Below are 15468 nucleotides of genomic sequence, written 5' to 3' on the forward strand. Positions count from 1 at the left end.
GAGGCGAGCGCTCGTGGTGAACGGGGCGGACGAAGTCGGCGGTGTGGCGGGCCGGGAGTACTGGCGTCATGTCACCCGCGCGGGGGGCCACACCCCCCTGCCGAGCTGGGCCGGCGAGCCCGACTCCACCGGCACGGGCGAGATCCGGGCGGAGCTGGACGGGGAGTTCCCCGCCGACGGGGAAGGGCCGCTGGCCGGCGCCCCGCTCCTGCTCGCCGTGCACGCCAAGGTGGTCGCGGCACTCACCGGTGACCGGGAGACCGTCACCGGTTTCCAGCCGGCGGGCGGCAGCGCCCTGATGGCCCGGGTCGTCGTCGACGACGGCAGCTGGACCGAGCTGGTCGAGGCGGCCACCGGAACCCTGTACGCGATCCGCGGCTTCGCCGCGCAGGCACCGCGCGGGCTGTCGGCCATGTACGACGCCCTCGTCGCCGAACGCGCCGCCGACCTGCCGGACGAGCTGCCGGCCGGGGTCGTGCTCGGGGTGGCCGTCGAGGACGGCCGGCTGCTGGTGCGCCACCGCCGCGAGGTGCTGGACGCCTCGGCGGCCCGCCGCATCGCCGGGTACTACGTCACGGCCCTGCACCGGGCGCTCACCGAGCCGCAGGCCCCGCACCACGCGCGGCACCTGCTCGGCGAGGAGGAGCTGGCCCTGCAGTGGGAGCGGTTCGCCGGCCCCGACCGGCCGCTGCCCGAACAGCGGTTCCACGAGCTGTTCGAGGAGCAGGTCCGGCTGCGGCCGGACGCCGTCGCCGTGGTGCACGGAGACCGCTCGCTGACGTACCGCGAGCTCAACCGGCAGGCCAACCGGATCGCCTGGCAGCTGCGCCGCGAGGGCCTGTGGGGCGAGGACGTGGTCGCCGTCGTCACGGAGCGGGACCTGGACTGGGCGGCCGCCGTCCTCGGCGTCTTCAAGGCCGGCGGCGCCTACCTCCCGGTCGAGCCGCACTTCCCGGCCTCGCGCATCGAGACCATGCTGCGGCGCAGCGGCTGCCGCCAGGTGCTGACCGTCACGGACGTCTCCCCGGGGCTGGCCGGGGCCGTCGCGGCCATCGACGCCGACCCGGCGGCCGGCGCCGACGCGACCCCCCTCGTCCACCGGATCGACGCCCTGCCCGGGGACCTCGCCGAGCAGGACCCGGACCTTCCCGTCGCCGCCGACGCCCTCGCCTACATCTACTTCACCTCCGGCTCCACGGGGGAGCCCAAGGGCGCGATGTGCGAGCACGCGGGTTTCGTCAACCACCTCCTCGCCAAGATCGAGGACCTGGAGATCACCGAGGACACCACGGTCGCCCAGACCGCCCCCCAGTGCTTCGACATCTCCCTGTGGCAGCTCGTCTCCGCGCTGGTGGTCGGCGGCCGCACCCACATCGTCGAGCAGGAGGCCGTGCTGGAGATCGGCCGCTTCACCGAGATCCTGCGCACCGGACGCGTGCACGTCGTCCAGCTCGTCCCCTCCTACCTGGAGGTCCTGCTCACCTACCTGGAGGGCCGGACGGGCCTGCTGCCGGACCTCAGGATGGTCTCGGCGACCGGTGAGGCGCTCAAGAAGGAACTCGTCGAGCGCTGGTTCGAGGCCTTCCCCCACGTGCCCCTGGCCAACGCCTACGGCCTCACCGAGACCAGCGACGACACCAACCACGAAGTGATGCGCACGCCTCCCGCGGGGTCCTCCGTGCCGCTCGGCCGGCCGGTGCGCAACGTCCGCATCCAGGTCGTCGACGAACGGCTCGAACCGGTGCCGTCGGGCGCCCCCGGCGAGATCGTCTTCCACGGGGTCTGCGTGGGCCGCGGGTACGTCAACGACCCGGAACGCACCGCCGCCGCCTTCCTGACCGACCCGGCCCGGCCCGGCCGCGTGTACCGCTCCGGCGACTTCGGCCGGTGGGCGCCCGACGGCCGCCTGGAGTTCCACGGCCGCCGCGACGCCCAGCTGAAGATCCGCGGGTTCCGCATCGAGATCGGGGAGATCGAGAACCGCATGATGCGGTCGGAGGGCGTGCGCGACGTGGCCGTCGTGCCCGTCGGCAGCGGCGAGGAGCGCACCCTGGTCGGCTACGTCACCACCGCCGACGGCCGGGAGCCGGTGCGGCTGCGCGAACAGCTCGCGGCCGTCCTGCCCTCGTACATGGTGCCCGCCCGCCTGATCCGCCTGGACACGATGCCGCTCACCGCCAACGGCAAGATCGACAAGAAGGAACTGGCCCAGCGCGCCGTGGACTCGGCGGCGCAGGCGCCGGTGGCGGGCCCCGAACTGCCGGCGACCGACACCGAGCGCCACCTGGCCGAACTGTGGAGCACGGCGCTGAAGGTGCCGGTCCACCGGATCGCCCGCGACGCGCACTTCTTCGAACTCGGCGGCACCTCGCTGACCGCGGTGCGGCTCGCCATCGGCCTCGAACGGCTCGTCACGGTGGTCGAACTGGCCACCCACCCCGTCCTCGCCGACCTCGCGGAATTCCTCGACCGGCGCATGGCCGAACGCCTGGCGACGGCCGCGGTCTGACGTCCACCGGGCCCCGGACCCCGGGGCCCCCGCGGGCCCCGGCGGGGCCCCGGCGGCGGCCCGTGTCGCCCGGCCGAACCCCCACCCCCCGCTCCGTACCGAGAAGGAGACCGGAAGATGACCTCCCTGCTAGACCTCACGGCCCCCGTGCCCGAGGCCCGGCCCGGGCGGCCGGCGGTGATCACCGCCGAGGCCGACGGGGCCCCGCTGTCCTGGGCGGCGGCGCACCGCGCGACCGTGCGCGGCGTCCTCGACGAGTGCGGCGCCGTCGTGGTGCGCGGACTCGACCCCCGCACCCCCGAGGCCGTCGCCGCGATCGCGGCCGCGCTCGGCATCGAGGCGATGGCGGAGCGCGAGGCCTTCGCCCCGCGCCGCGTCCTCGCCCCCGGCGCCCTGTCCTCCTCCGAGTGGCCCTCCGACGAGCCCATGTGCATGCACCACGAGGTGAGTTACGCCGCCGAGGTGCCCTCCGTCGCTCTCTTCGGCTGTCTGACCGCGCCCGCCTCCGGCGGCGCCACCGCCGTCGCGGACTCCCAGGAGGTGCTGCGGGCGCTGCCCGCCGAACTGGTCGAGCGGTTCGCCCGCGACGGCTGGCAGCTGACCCGCACCTACCGCGAGGTCGGCGTCTCCTGGACCGAGGCGTTCGGGACCGAGAACCCCGCCGAGGTGGCCGCGTACTGCGACCGCGAGGGGATCGCCCACGAGTGGCTGCCCGACGCGGCGCTGCGCACCCGCCAGCGGCGCTCCGCGGTCACCGACCACCCGGGCAACGGGCGCCCCGTCTGGTTCAACCAGATCGCCTTCCTCAACGAGCTGACGCTCGACCCCATGGTCCGCGAGTACCTGACCGACGTCTACGGGCCGGACTCGCTGCCCTTCAACACGGCGTACGGCGACGGCACCCCGATCCCGCCCGAGGTCATCGAGACCCTCAACCGGGCCTACCAGGACGCCACCCACCGCGAGCCGTGGCGCACCGGCGACGTGCTGATCGTGGACAACCTGCGGATGGCGCACAGCCGGGAGCCCTACGAGGGCGACCGCGAGATCGTCGTGGTCCTCGGCGACCCGGTCCGCCTCCCGGGCCACGTCCTCGCCCCCTGACCGGGCCGCCACCGCGCCCCGCCCGCCCCGCCCACCCCGAGGAGAGAACCCCCATGTCTTCAAGCACCGCGGCCCCGCCCGCCTTCGCCGTGATCTCCGGCGCGGAGGTCGACCGGGTGCTCGCCGGCCGGCACCGGGAGGTCACCGGCATCGTCGAGGCGGCCTACCGCGTCCACGGCGCCGGCGCCACCGTCAACCCGCCGTCGTACTTCCTGCGCTTCCCCGACCGGCCCAGCTCCCGGATCATCGCCCTGCCCGCCTCGCTCGGCGGGGAGAACGCCGTCGACGGGCTGAAGTGGATCTCCAGCTTCCCCGAGAACGTCGCGGCCGGCCTGCCGCGCGCCTCAGCCGTGCTGATCCTCAACGACCCTGCCACCGGCTACCCGCTGGCCTGCCTGGAGAGCTCCATCATCAGCGCCGCCCGTACCGCGGCCTCGGCCGCGCTCGCCGCGGCGAAGCTCTCCGAAGGCCGCGAACGCCCCCGGCGCGTGGGCTTCTTCGGCGTCGGCCTGATCGCCCGCTACATCCACGCCTTCCTCGCCGGCACCGGCTGGGAGTTCGAGGCCGCCGGCGTGTACGACCTGAGCCGCGACCACGCCCAGGGGTTCGCCGACTACCTGCACCGCGCCGGCACCCCCGGCGAGGTCACCGTCCACGACGGCGCGGAGGAGCTGATCCGCTCCAGCGACCTCGTCGTCTTCGCCACCGTCGCGGGCGAACCGCACGTCCAGGACCCCGACTGGTTCGGCCACAACCCGCTGGTGCTGCACGTGTCGCTGCGCGACCTGGCGCCCGAGGTGGTGCTCGCCGCGACCAACGTCGTCGACGACGTCGAGCACTGCTTGAAGGCCGGCACCTCGCTCCACCTCGCCGAACAGCGCGTGGGCAACCGTGACTTCGTGCACGGGACCCTCCACGACGTCCTGGACGGCACCCTCCGACCGCCCGCTGACCGACCGGTGATCTTCTCCCCGTTCGGACTCGGGATTCTCGACCTCGCGCTCGGCAAACACGTCTACGACACCGTGCGCGAGGCGGGCGAACTGTCCGTCGTCGACGGCTTCTTCCACGAGATGCGCCGTTACGGCTGACCCGCCCGCCATTCTCAGCCTCACCTCTAAGGGCGGGAGGACCCATGCCGATCATCTCGGCCCCGCAGGAATTCAACGAGGACGATCTCTACGTCGACCTCGGGCCGGTTCTCGGTACACCGGTCTATCTCAAATGCGAAGGATTCAATTTCAGCGGATCAATCAAGCAGAAGGCCGCCCTCTCCATGATCGAGGCGGCCGAGGAGAGCGGGGTGCTGACCGAGGACTCCATCCTCGTCGAATCCTCCTCCGGAAACCTCGGCGTCGCGCTCAGCATGATCGCGGCCAGCAAGGGACGACGCTTCCTGTGCGTCACCGACTCGCGCTGCAACCTCGCGTCCCGGCGCCTCATGGAGGCGTTCGGCGCGGAGGTCCGCATCGTCACCGAACCCGACCCGGAAGGGGGATTCCTCGGCGCCAGGCTCAACCTGGTGCGCCGGCTGTGCGACACCGACTCCCGGCACGTATGGCTCAACCAGTACCTCAACGCCAACAACTGGCGGGCCCACTACCGCTGGACCGCCCCGCCGATCGCCCAGCGCTTCCCCGGCGTGGACGTGCTCTTCATCGGGGCCGGCACCACCGGCACCCTGATGGGCAGCGCCCGCTGGTTCAAGGAACACCGCCCCGAGGTGCGGATCGTCGCCGTCGACAGCGTCGGCTCGGTCACCTTCGGCCACCCGGCGGGACCCCGGATGCTCCCCGGCCTCGGCGCGGGCGTACGGCCGCCGCTGCTCGACGAGTCCTTCGTCGACGACGTGGTGGTCGTCCCCGAGTCCGAGACGGTCCGCATGTGCCACCGCCTCGCCGCCCGCGGCTTCCTGTTCGGCGGCTCCACCGGCACCGTCGTCGCCGGAGCCTCCGAGTGGCTCTCCCGGCACGGAGGGGAGCGCGGCGGTCTGGTCTCGGTGGCGATCTCCCCGGACCTCGGCGAGCGCTACCTCGACACCGTCTACCAGAGCAACTGGGTGCGCGGCGTGTACGGCGACGAGCTGGCGGACACCGCCGCCGAACCCGCCGTCGGATCCGCCGCGTGAACCCGGTACCCGGTACGCGCCGGGTACCTCCACCACACCGTTTCTGAAGGGAACGACGATGAGCAACCCGTTCGACGACCCCGAGGGCCGCTACCACGTCCTCGTCAACGACGAGGGCCAGTACTCCCTGTGGCCGTCCTTCGCCGAGGTCCCCGCCGGCTGGCAGGCCGTCCTGGAGGACGCCGGCCACGACGAGAGCCAGGCCTACGTCGCCGCGCACTGGACCGACATGCGTCCGCGCTCCGTCATCGAGGCGATGGCCAGTGCGGGCTGACACCACCACCCCGCCGACCGCCCACAGCCGGCTGATGGACCTGCTCGCCGACCGCACGGCCGGCCACCGCGTCCTGCGCCACGCCCCGGAGGGCGCCACCGAGGCGGCGAGCCTGCTGCGCGGACACCCGCTGCGGCAGGCCGCCAAGTCCATCGTCCTCCGGGTCGCCCGGGGCCGCTCGGCGCGCCGCTACGTGCTCGCCGTGGTCCCGGGCGACCGGCGGGTCGACACCGAAGCCGTCGGCGCCCTCGCCGGCGGCGGCCGGGCCGGCTTCGCCGACCGCGCCACCGCGGAACGGCTCACGGGCTGCGTCAGCGGCTCGATCGTGCCCTTCTCCTTCGACCCCCGGCTCCACCTCCTCGTCGACCGCGACCTGCTCGACGAGGACGAGATCTACTTCAACGCCGCCCGCCTCGACCGGTCCGTGGCCCTCTCCACCCGGACCTACCGGCGCATCGCCGCCCCCCTGGTGGCGGCGATCAGCGACCGCGGCACAGCCCAGAAAGGGATGAGTACATGACCCTGGCACTCGACAAGCCCCTCGCCGGCTCCCCGGGCGGCGCCGTGACCGTCGGCCCGCAGGACGCCGCCCGGGTCGGCGAGATCGCCCGCGCCCTCGCCCCCGTCGCCGACGGCCGCATCGACACCCCCGAATGGGTCGACGCCGCCCGCACCGCCTGGTGCGACCTGCCCGTCGGCCTGCGCCGGGCCCTGCGCTCCTTCCGCCGCGACTCCGGCCCCTCCGGCGCCCTGCTGGTCCGCGGCCTGCCGGTCGGCGAGGAGACGCTGCCCGAGACCCCGACCGTCCGCGGCTCCGTCCAGCGCACCGCCGACGTCGCCGCCGCCGTCCTGCTGATGGTCGCCTCCGGCCTCGGCGACCCGGCCGCCTTCCGCCCCGAGAAGACCGGCGCGCTCGTCCAGGACGTCGTCCCGGTACCCGGCCAGGAGGACTTCCAGGGCAACGCCGGATCGGTCCTGCTCTCCTTCCACACCGAGAACGCCTTCCACCCCCACCGCCCCGACTTCGTGATGCTGCTGTGCCTGCGCGCCGACCACGAAGGGGTCGCCGGACTGCGCACCGCCTGCGTCCGCCAGGTCCTCCCCCTGCTGTCCGACACCAGCCGGGCGGCCCTGCAGAAGGAGGAGTTCGTCACCGAGGCCCCGCCCTCCTTCGGCTCCGTCCCCGGCGCCGCCGCACCGCACGCGGTGCTCACGGGAGCGGCCGACGACCCCGACGTCCGGGTCGACTTCGCGGCCACCCGCGCCACCACCCGCCGCGCCCAGAGCGCCCTGGACGAGCTCAACCGGCTCTTCGACCTGACCGCGCAGACGATCCGCCTCACCCCCGGTGACCTGGCCATCGTCGACAACCGGGTCACCGTCCACGGCCGTACGTCCTTCCGCCCGCGCTACGACGGCCAGGACCGCTGGCTCCAGCGCAGCTTCGTCCTGACCGACCTGCGCCGGTCGCGCGGTCTGCGGGCCCAGGACGGCTACGTACTCGACTGAGCGGACCCCTCCGCTGACGCACCAAGGAATGAGAGCCCGTGACCACCCTGCTCGAACCACCGACCCCGGCCGCCGCGCCCGGGCCGGCGCCCATCGACGTACACGTCGAGGAGACGCCGCTGCCGGACCACGAACCGCTCGACCTCTACACGGCCCTGTGCGAGCGGTTCGGCAGCGAGGACGTCTACGTCCTGGAGAGCCCCGCCGGGCCGCTCCAGGACCGCAGCTCGGCCGTCGTCGGCTACGGCCGGCTCGCCGAGATCGAGGTCCACGCCTCCCACCTGCTGATCCGGGGCTGCGACGGACTGACCCGCGCGCTGCTCGGCGTCGCCGACCGCATGGGGATGCCGGCCCTCGGGCCGGCCGCGCGCGGGCTCACCCACCCCGGCCTGCTCTGGGAGTTCCTCGGCGCCGCCCAGCGGCTCTTCACCGTCCACACCCGGGTACCGGCCGCGGGCTTCGCGTTCGGCTTCCTCGCCACGGTCGGGTACGGGGCCGCCTGGCACATGGAGGAGCTGCCCGAGCGGCCCGCGGACACCGGGGGACCCGACTGCGTCCTCACCCTCTTCCGCGACACCGTCCACTACGACCTCGCCGCGCACGAGGTCCGCCACCTGCGGGCGCACGCCGCGGAGTTCCCGCCGGCCGCCGCGTACGACCTGACGGCGGCCGCCCTCCGGCCGCCGTCCGGCGACCCCGTCCCCGAGGCCCCCGAGCCGCACTCGGTGCGCGACAGCACCGACAAGGAGACCTTCCTCGCCCGGGCCGGGCGCTGCCTCCACCACATCGGCATCGGGGACGTCTACCAGATCCAGATCGGCCACAGCATCGAGGTCGCCACCGACCTCGACCCCCTCCAGGTCTACCGGCGGCTGCGCGCCCGCAACCCCTCGCCGTACATGTACCTGGTGCCGCGATCCGGCACCACCCTGATCGGCGCCAGCCCCGAGATGCTCTACGCCGACGACGGCGAGCGCATCGTGATGCGGCCCATCGCGGGCACGGCCCCGCGCAGCGGCGACCGGGAGACCGACGAGCGGCGCATCGCCGCCCTGCGCGCCGACGAGAAGGAACGGGCCGAGCACACCATGCTCGTGGACCTGTGCCGCAACGACATCGGACGGGTCTGCCGGGAGCAGACCCTGGAGACCGAGGGGCTGATGACGGTCGAGACGTACTCGCACGTCTTCCACCTCGTCTCCACCGTCAGCGGCCGGCTCGACCGCACCCACGACACCTGGTCCGTGCTGCGGGCCTCCTTCCCGGCGGGCACCGTCACCGGGGCGCCGAAGATCCGGGCCATGGAACTGATCCAGGACCTGGAGGACCAGCCGCGCGGGATGTACGCCGGCGCGGTCGGCCTCGTGGACCTCCGCGGCTGGAGCCGGTTCGCCCTGTGCATCAGGACCGTGGTCCACGACGGCACCACCTACCGCACCCAGAGCTGCGCGGGCATCGTCGCCGACTCCTCGCCCGAGGCGGAATGGCACGAGACCCTGCACAAGATGGGCGCCGCCCACTGGGCGCTGACCGGAAAGGAACTGCTGCCGTGAAGGTCCTCGTGGTCGACGCCTACGACAGCTTCACCCACATCATCGACCAGTACCTGCGCGGCCTGGGCGCCGACACCGAGGTGGTGCGCTCCGGCACCAGGAGCGTCAACGACCTGGTCGCCCTCGACGCGGACGCCGTCGTCCTCGGCCCCGGCCCCGGCCACCCCGCCGACTCCGGCCACGTCGAGCTCGTCCGCACCTTCGGCGGCCGGACCCCGCTGCTCGGCATCTGCCTGGGCCACCAGGCGATCGGACTGGCCCACGGCGCCCGGGTGGAGGTCGCGGACCGGGTCCGGCACGGCAAGACCAGTGTCGTACGCCAGGACGGGACCGGTCTGTACGAAGGGATCGGGCCCCGGATGACGGTGGCCCGCTACCACTCCCTGGTTGTGGCCGAGCCGCTGCCCGAGACCCTGCGGGCGACCGGCCACGCCGAGGACGACGGGTGCGTGATGTCGCTGCGGCACCGCACCCTGCCCATCTGGGGCGTGCAGTTCCACCCGGAGAGCGTGGCCACCTCGGGCGGCATGCGGCTCCTGGAGAACTTCCTGACCGCCGCCCGGCGGTACGCCCCCGCGCACGCGTGACCCTCCGCCCGTGCGTCGTTCCCCCCGATCGCCCCGCACTCCTCACGGGTGCGGGGCGAAGGAAGTGGTCCCCATGCGGATTGTGATCGTCGAAGGCTCGGCCGTCCTGAGGGCGGGCCTGGCCCAGGTACTGGACGGCGGCGGACGCCAGGTGGCCGCCGCCGTCCCCGGCGGGGCCGCGCTGCCCGCCCTGGTCCGCCGGCACCGGCCCGACGCCGTGCTCGTCAACGCCGGCCGCGCCGGCGGCGGCGACCTGGTGGAGGCGGTGGTCGCGGCCCGCCGCGAGCTGCCCTCCACCGCGGCGCTGCTCTACAGCACGGCCCCCGAACCCGCCCTGGCCGCACGGCTGTTCGCCGGCGGCGAGCGGGGCGCCGGCTTCGTGCTCCAGGAGCACGTCACCGAGCCGGAGTTCCTCTTCGACGCCCTGGAGCGGGTGGCCGCCGGGGAGCCGGTCGTCGACCCGAGGGCGGTGGGCGTCCTCGCGCCGCTGTTCCGTCCCGCCGGCCCGGCGGCCGGGGACGACCTGGCCTCGCTGAGCGGCCGGGAGCGGGACGTGCTGCGCCTCATGGCCCTGGGGCGCACCAACAGCGCCATCGCCGACGAGCTGTGCGTCTCCGCCGGGACGGTGGAGAAGCGGGCCGCCGCGGTCTTCGGCAAGCTGGGCCTCCCGGCGGACGACCGCGACAACCGCCGGGTCCTCGCGGTGCTGCGCTTCCTCGCCGCCCTGCCCCCCGGCACCCCCGCCGCGGCCCCGGCCCCCGTACCGGCCCGCCGCACGGCCCCCCGCCCGGCCCTCCTGGCGAGGGCGGCCTAGCAATCCGGCCCCCCTCGTGGCTGTGCCCCCGACGGATCCGTCCGTCGGGGGCACAGCCATGCGGGGGAGTGGTGCGGCAGTGGGCCGTCACCGCTCCCGGCCGAGGTGGCGGCGTACGGCGGCGCGCTGCCAGTTGGTGGTGTGGATGACGGCCCAGGGCATCACGAAGAAGGCCACCACGCCGGCGGCGAAGTGCAGTGCCACCGCCCCGAGCGGGGTCGGGCCGCCCCACGCGGGCGTGGGGTACGGCGTCCAGCCCCAGATCGGGTACGTGAGGTTGCGCGCGCAGACGATGACCCAGCCGGCCGCGGCCGCGAAGGACAGCGTCGACAGGAGCATGTTGACGACGAAGAACGCCAGACCGTGCCGTACGCGTCCGCCCTCGCGGGGCGCGACGGTCTCGCCGAAGAAGACCCGCAGCCGCATCCGTTCGAAGGCGGGGCCGCCCAGCGCGATGGCGCCCAGGGCCACGACCAGGACGACCGGGCCGAGTTGGGGGTGGCCGTGTTCCTGGGCCGCCTTCATCACGTACTGGAGCGAGAGGACGAGGGCGAAGGTGAGCGGGAGCAGCAGCGCGAACAGCATGTGCCGCCAGGTGTCGCGGCGGAACGGCAGGGACAGCAGAGCCGCGAACCCGGAGCGGGTGGCGTGGGCCATGGTGGACGTCCTTTCCTGGAAACGGGAAAAGCGCCTTCCGCGCGGGGCGGAAGGCGAGGGGGGCGGTACGGGGCGGAGCGAGGGGGTGCGCCGGGGGAGGGGCCGGTGGGGGACGACCCCTCCCCGGGCGGGTATCAGGCGGCGGTGGGCGTCACCCGCCGGTCGGGAACGGGGCGGACGGCCGCGCCGCGCTCGGTGCGCGCCAGGGAGAGCAGCTGGAGGGCGATCGCGGTGCCCGGCCGGCCGAGGGCCTCGTGGTACTGGCTGAGCACCTCGTTCTCGTGGGCCAGCTGGAACTCCCGCAGCCCGGCCAGTCGCCGCAGGACGCGCAGCTGCTCGCAGGTGGCGTTGCGCTCGTGGATCAGTTCCATGATCTCCTGGTCCAGGGAGGCCAGGTGTGCCTTGCGCTCGGTGATCCGGGCGGTGCCGATCGGGGACATGTCAGACCTCCACAGGGGTGCTGTTGGCGAGGATGCGGGGGGCGGCGCCCTCGGACGAGGGCCGGGCCGCGGGAACGAAGGGTCGGGGGGCGGTGTCGGCGGCGGCCGGAGCGGCCGTGCCGAGCACCTTCAGGAGCGGGCCGGTCATGGCCGTGGTGGCCAGGGCCGTCACGACGAGCACGGTCAGGCCCGCGGAGCTGATGAGGTGGGCCTGCCAGCCGATCCCGGCCACCACCAGCTCGGTGACGCCCCGGCAGTTCATCAGCGCGCCGAAGCGCAGTGCCTGCGTGCGGGGCATTCCGAAGACCCATGCCGCACCGCCCGCCCCGAGGAACTTCCCCAGGGAGGCGGCGAGCACGACGCCGATGAGGACCAGCCAGTGCCCGGCGCCGAGCCCGAGCTCGCCGAGGGAGACGGTGAGCCCGACGCCGGCGAAGAACAGGGGCAGCAGCACCGCCTGGGTGAAGCCCTGGAGCTGCCGCTGCATCCGGGCGGCGGCAGCGGAGCCGCGGGGGACCGCCATCCCGAAGAGGAAGGCGCCGATCACCGGGTGCAGGCCGATGATCTGCGTCAGCCCCGCGTAGCCGAACGCGCCGGCGAGCAGCAGCGGCAGCACCAGGCGTCCGGTGTGGCCGTCGCCCTCGGTCCGTCGCAGGAGGACCGTGAGCAGCGGATGGACGAACATCCGGGTGCAGGCGACGAGCACGAGGAGCAGGCAGGTGGTGAGTGCCATGTGGCCGGTGCCGCCTTTGCCGGCGGCGCCGCCGAAGGCGAGCACGGCGGTCAGCACCAGCCAGGCGAGGCCGTCCCCGAACGCGGCCGTGACCAGGGCGAACGACCCCAGCTTGGTCGTGTCCAGGCGGCTGTCGACGAGGACGCGGGCGAGGACCGGCAGCGCGGTGACCGACAGGGCGAGCCCGAAGAACAGCACGTAGCCGGCGTCATCCGGTGCCGAGCCCCGCAGCATGCCGGGTGCCAGCACCGCGATGGCCGCCCCCGCGAGGAACGGCAGACCCATGCCGCCGAGGACCGCGGCCCCGACGGCCGTCCGCCCGGACCGCACTCGTTGCGGGCGCAGTTCGCACCCGAGCAGGAACATGAAGGTCACCAGGCCCAGCTGCGCGGTGGTGGTGAGCGCCGAGGTGACCTGGGCGGGGAGCAGCCAGGCGGCGGCGTCCGGCCAGACCCAGCCGAGTGCCGAGGGCCCCAGCAGCAGACCGCCGAGGATCTCCCCGATGACCGGGGCCTGGCCGAGCCTGCCCAGCAGCGATCCGAGCAGATGGCTGACGAGGATCACCACGGCCGCGGCGATCAGGAACCGGGCCACGGGATCCGCGTCCGGCGCGGTCATGACCCGGGCTCCGCGGGTGGAGCCTTCCACGCGATGGGACGGGGCACGGCGCTCTCGTCCGTACGCCCGTCCGCAAAGTCACCGATCACGCTGCATCTCCTGTTCGGGATGTCCGGTTGCCCGGAACGATGCAGCGAAGCTATCGGTGCGCGATTTCCTTTCGTTATCGCAGTCTTTCGGCCACGATTTCCGCGCCGGGGCGCACGTACGGAGTTATGGAATCCGCCCCCAGAACTGCGAGGGCCCCGAAGCAGCCGTCGATCCTCGGGAGATCGACCATGGCGGGAAAGGGCCGGTCGGAGGTCTCGGCGCCGTGCCACGACAGCACGGCGGGCGGCCGACCGGCGGGGCTGACGGTGAAGGAGTCCATGGGAGTGTTCAGCCCCTCGCCGGTCGCCTTGAGGACCGCTTCCTTACGGGTCCACAGCGTCAGGCAGGCCCCGGCCCGCTCCGCGACGGGCAGCGCCTCGACGGCCGCCTGCTCCTCGGGCGTGAGCACGAGCGCGTACTCGACGGGGATGCCCGGCTCCTCGGGCGTGACGAACTGCTCCACGTCCACACCGAGGGGATGCCCGTCGGCCATGGCCACCGCGACCAGATCGCCGGAGTGCGAGATCGACAGCTCCCAGCCGGCCGCCTCGCCGATGACCTGCGGCTTGCCGTGCGCCCCGCCGCAGCCGGCGCACCGGGTGCGCAGGCGGACCGCGTCCGGCGCGAGGCCGGTGAGGGAACCCAGGGCGCTCCGGGCGAGCACGCGGCCCGTGACGAACAGGGAGAGGTCCCGCTCGTGCACGAAGCCGGAGCAGCGGGCCCGCTCGGCCTCGTCGAGCAGGCCGAAGTGGCGTTCGGGCCGCGGCAGCCGCCGCGACACCCACACGTGACATGTGACGGTGCGTGCCGAGGACGGCTGCAGCGGGGTCCCGTGAACCGTCATGGGCATCATGCGCGCGCTCCTCGCCTCCGTGGGCGGCAGGGGCCCGCCACCAGGGTCAATGGTGGCGCCCGCGGGCCCCGCGCAATAGCCGGATAACCTCCGGGCACACGGAGGTTATCCCCCCTGGACAGGGCTTTATCGTCCGTGCTTCGCCCGCGAAGCGGAGACGATAACGAGCCGAAGTCGGGTCCTCCTAGTGTTTTGCTCGAACCGGGGGACACCGCGACGGAAACGACGGCGGCCACCCCGACAGACTTTCCAACAGGGGGAATGAGCACCATGAAGTTCACGCGGAGCAATCGCATCCGGAAGACCGCGGGCCTGGCCTTCGCCGCCGTGGCGGTCGTCGCCGCCGTACAGGCCGGCGCCGCGGATGCGGGGTCCGCCGCCGACGGCGGTACCGTCCGGGTGGTCGCGGACACGGCCCCGGCCGCCCCGGCCGTCCCCCCCACCAGCCCGGTCCCGGGCAGCGAGGACTGGGGCTGAGATGGCCTTCGGACGTGACGGCCGCACACCGGCCGTCCCCGGGAACCGCTCCTGGCCCCGCCTCCTCGACACCGTGCTGCGCGGCCGGGACCTGACCGCGGCCGACACGGCCTGGCTGATGGACACCGTCATGCGCGGGGAGGCCACCCCGGCCCAGATCGCCGGGATCCTCGTCGCCCTGCGCGCCAAGGGGGAGACGGTGGGGGAACTGGAGGGGCTCGCGCACGGCATGCTGGCACACGCCACCCCGCTGCGGGTGGCCGGGAACACCGTCGACATCGTCGGCACCGGCGGCGACGGCGCCGACAGCGTCAACATCTCCACCATGGCCGCGATCGTCGCCGCCGGGGCCGGCGCCCGGATCGTCAAGCACGGCAACCGGGCGTCCAGTTCGCGCTCGGGCTCCGCGGACGTCCTCGAAGAGCTCGGGGTGGTGCTGCGGCTGCCCGCGGACCGGGTCGCCGCACTCGCCGAGACCGCCGGCATCACCTTCTGCTTCGCACCGGACTTCCACCCCGCGATGCGGCACGCCGCGGCACCCCGCCGGGAACTGGGCATCCCCACGATCTTCAACGCCCTGGGCCCGCTCACCAATCCGGCCCGGCCGCGCACGCTGGCCGTCGGCGTCGCCGACGTCCGGCTCGCCCCGCTGATCGCCGGGGTCCTCGCCCGGCGCGGCGTCAACGCCCTGGTCTTCCGGGGCGACGACGGGCTGGACGAGCTGACCGTCACCACCACCTCACGGGTGTGGTCCGTCGCCGCGGGCGAGGTCCGCGAGGAGGGCTTCGACCCGAGGGAGGTCGGCCTGCCGCTCTCCGGGGCCGAGGCGCTGCGCGGCGGCGACGCCGCCCACAACGCCGCGGTGGCGCGCCGGCTCCTCGCCGGGGAGCGGGGGCCGGTCCGTGACGCGGTGCTGCTCTCGGCGGCGGCGGCCCTGGCGGCCGGCGCCCCGTCCGCCCGTCCGCTGGCCGACCGGCTGGTCCCCGCCCTCGCGGCGGCGGCCCGCGCGGTGGACTCGGGCGCGGCCGCCGCGGTGCTGGCGCGGTGGGTGGCGCGGAGCAACTCCCCGGCGCGGGGGCAGGACCACGCCGCGGCCGCGTAGCGCGGCGGCGGCGGGCAGGG

Annotated in this window: 16 protein-coding genes; 12 read left to right on the forward strand and 4 right to left on the reverse strand. The window is 74.2% G+C overall.

Features of this window, described 5'->3' with window-relative positions:
* Nucleotides 1–13: 13 nt before the first annotated feature.
* From ACZ5NJ_RS23370 to ACZ5NJ_RS23415, 10 genes are all read left to right on the forward strand, one after another.
* The gene (locus ACZ5NJ_RS23370) at nt 14–2509 is read left to right on the forward strand and encodes an amino acid adenylation domain-containing protein (protein WP_468767086.1); all 2496 of its coding nucleotides are present in this window, start codon (nt 14–16) and stop codon (nt 2507–2509) included.
* A 117-nt stretch (nt 2510–2626) separates the two neighbouring features.
* Nucleotides 2627–3613 carry a TauD/TfdA family dioxygenase gene (locus ACZ5NJ_RS23375; RefSeq protein ID WP_468767088.1) on the forward strand — a complete coding sequence of 329 codons (987 nt, stop codon included), beginning with the start codon at nt 2627–2629 and terminating at the stop codon, nt 3611–3613.
* A 53-nt stretch (nt 3614–3666) separates the two neighbouring features.
* Nucleotides 3667–4704 carry a 2,3-diaminopropionate biosynthesis protein SbnB gene (sbnB, locus tag ACZ5NJ_RS23380; protein WP_468767090.1) on the forward strand — a complete coding sequence of 346 codons (1038 nt, stop codon included), beginning with the start codon at nt 3667–3669 and terminating at the stop codon, nt 4702–4704.
* 44 nt (nt 4705–4748) lie between these two features.
* On the forward strand, nt 4749–5741 hold the full coding sequence (gene sbnA, locus ACZ5NJ_RS23385) for a 2,3-diaminopropionate biosynthesis protein SbnA (protein ID WP_468767092.1): 993 nt from the start codon (nt 4749–4751) through the stop codon (nt 5739–5741).
* Nucleotides 5742–5799: 58 nt separating this feature from the next.
* A complete protein-coding gene (locus ACZ5NJ_RS23390; RefSeq protein ID WP_468767094.1) occupies nt 5800–6015 on the forward strand; it encodes an MbtH family protein in 216 nt (71 codons plus the stop codon).
* Nucleotides 6016–6049: 34 nt separating this feature from the next.
* Nucleotides 6050–6535, forward strand: coding sequence for a YbaK/EbsC family protein (locus tag ACZ5NJ_RS23395; RefSeq protein WP_468767260.1), 486 nt, complete (start codon nt 6050–6052; stop codon nt 6533–6535).
* Nucleotides 6532–7524 carry a TauD/TfdA family dioxygenase gene (locus tag ACZ5NJ_RS23400; RefSeq protein WP_468767099.1) on the forward strand — a complete coding sequence of 331 codons (993 nt, stop codon included), beginning with the start codon at nt 6532–6534 and terminating at the stop codon, nt 7522–7524. The genes ACZ5NJ_RS23395 and ACZ5NJ_RS23400 overlap by 4 nt, the downstream gene beginning before the upstream one ends.
* Nucleotides 7525–7562: 38 nt before the next feature.
* A complete protein-coding gene (locus ACZ5NJ_RS23405) occupies nt 7563–9077 on the forward strand; it encodes an anthranilate synthase component I family protein (protein WP_468767101.1) in 1515 nt (504 codons plus the stop codon).
* Nucleotides 9074–9664: an anthranilate synthase component II gene (locus ACZ5NJ_RS23410; protein ID WP_468767102.1), complete on the forward strand. Its 591-nt coding sequence runs from the start codon at nt 9074–9076 to the stop codon at nt 9662–9664. The genes ACZ5NJ_RS23405 and ACZ5NJ_RS23410 overlap by 4 nt, the downstream gene beginning before the upstream one ends.
* 73 nt (nt 9665–9737) lie before the next feature.
* Entirely contained in the window at nt 9738–10478 is a 741-nt protein-coding gene (locus ACZ5NJ_RS23415; RefSeq protein ID WP_468767103.1) for a LuxR C-terminal-related transcriptional regulator, read from the forward strand.
* An 87-nt stretch (nt 10479–10565) separates the two neighbouring features.
* Here ACZ5NJ_RS23415 and ACZ5NJ_RS23420 read toward each other — a convergent pair whose 3' ends face one another.
* The 4 genes from ACZ5NJ_RS23420 to ACZ5NJ_RS23435 all read right to left on the reverse strand — a co-directional run bounded on the left by ACZ5NJ_RS23420 (nt 10566) and on the right by ACZ5NJ_RS23435 (nt 13869).
* Entirely contained in the window at nt 10566–11135 is a 570-nt protein-coding gene (locus ACZ5NJ_RS23420) for a sensor domain-containing protein (RefSeq protein WP_468767104.1), read from the reverse strand.
* Nucleotides 11136–11269: 134 nt separating this feature from the next.
* Complete coding sequence (locus ACZ5NJ_RS23425; RefSeq protein WP_468767106.1) at nt 11270–11575, reverse strand: chorismate mutase family protein; 306 nt, start codon at nt 11573–11575, stop codon at nt 11270–11272.
* A gap of 1 nt (nt 11576) precedes the next feature.
* Nucleotides 11577–12926: a cation:proton antiporter domain-containing protein gene (locus ACZ5NJ_RS23430; RefSeq protein ID WP_468767108.1), complete on the reverse strand. Its 1350-nt coding sequence runs from the start codon at nt 12924–12926 to the stop codon at nt 11577–11579.
* A 163-nt stretch (nt 12927–13089) separates the two neighbouring features.
* Entirely contained in the window at nt 13090–13869 is a 780-nt protein-coding gene (locus tag ACZ5NJ_RS23435) for a 4'-phosphopantetheinyl transferase family protein (RefSeq protein ID WP_468767110.1), read from the reverse strand.
* A gap of 261 nt (nt 13870–14130) precedes the next feature.
* On the opposite strand from ACZ5NJ_RS23435, the gene ACZ5NJ_RS23440 reads away from it, so the two are divergent.
* The gene (locus ACZ5NJ_RS23440) at nt 14131–14346 is read left to right on the forward strand and encodes a hypothetical protein (protein ID WP_468767111.1); all 216 of its coding nucleotides are present in this window, start codon (nt 14131–14133) and stop codon (nt 14344–14346) included.
* A gap of 1 nt (nt 14347) precedes the next feature.
* Nucleotides 14348–15448 (forward strand): anthranilate phosphoribosyltransferase, encoded by a 1101-nt coding sequence (gene trpD, locus ACZ5NJ_RS23445; protein ID WP_468767112.1) that lies wholly within the window; start codon nt 14348–14350, stop codon nt 15446–15448.
* The last annotated feature ends 20 nt before the right edge of the window (nt 15449–15468 follow it).

The organism is Streptomyces sp. NPDC032091, assembly GCF_055580265.1.

Bases quoted from the DNA above. Each gene is read 5' to 3' on its own strand.
- ACZ5NJ_RS23375 (WP_468767088.1), top strand. From the start codon at position 2,627: ATGACCTCCCTGCTAGACCTCACGGCCCCCGTGCCCGAGGCCCGGCCC.
- sbnB (WP_468767090.1), top strand. From the start codon at position 3,667: ATGTCTTCAAGCACCGCGGCCCCGCCCGCCTTCGCCGTGATCTCCGGC.
- sbnA (WP_468767092.1), top strand. From the start codon at position 4,749: ATGCCGATCATCTCGGCCCCGCAGGAATTCAACGAGGACGATCTCTAC.
- ACZ5NJ_RS23390 (WP_468767094.1), top strand. From the start codon at position 5,800: ATGAGCAACCCGTTCGACGACCCCGAGGGCCGCTACCACGTCCTCGTC.
- ACZ5NJ_RS23395 (WP_468767260.1), top strand. From the start codon at position 6,050: ATGGACCTGCTCGCCGACCGCACGGCCGGCCACCGCGTCCTGCGCCAC.
- ACZ5NJ_RS23400 (WP_468767099.1), top strand. From the start codon at position 6,532: ATGACCCTGGCACTCGACAAGCCCCTCGCCGGCTCCCCGGGCGGCGCC.
- ACZ5NJ_RS23415 (WP_468767103.1), top strand. From the start codon at position 9,738: ATGCGGATTGTGATCGTCGAAGGCTCGGCCGTCCTGAGGGCGGGCCTG.
- ACZ5NJ_RS23420 (WP_468767104.1), bottom strand. From the start codon at position 11,135: ATGGCCCACGCCACCCGCTCCGGGTTCGCGGCTCTGCTGTCCCTGCCG.
- ACZ5NJ_RS23425 (WP_468767106.1), bottom strand. From the start codon at position 11,575: ATGTCCCCGATCGGCACCGCCCGGATCACCGAGCGCAAGGCACACCTG.
- ACZ5NJ_RS23430 (WP_468767108.1), bottom strand. From the start codon at position 12,926: ATGACCGCGCCGGACGCGGATCCCGTGGCCCGGTTCCTGATCGCCGCG.
- ACZ5NJ_RS23435 (WP_468767110.1), bottom strand. From the start codon at position 13,869: ATGATGCCCATGACGGTTCACGGGACCCCGCTGCAGCCGTCCTCGGCA.
- ACZ5NJ_RS23440 (WP_468767111.1), top strand. From the start codon at position 14,131: ATGAGCACCATGAAGTTCACGCGGAGCAATCGCATCCGGAAGACCGCG.
- trpD (WP_468767112.1), top strand. From the start codon at position 14,348: ATGGCCTTCGGACGTGACGGCCGCACACCGGCCGTCCCCGGGAACCGC.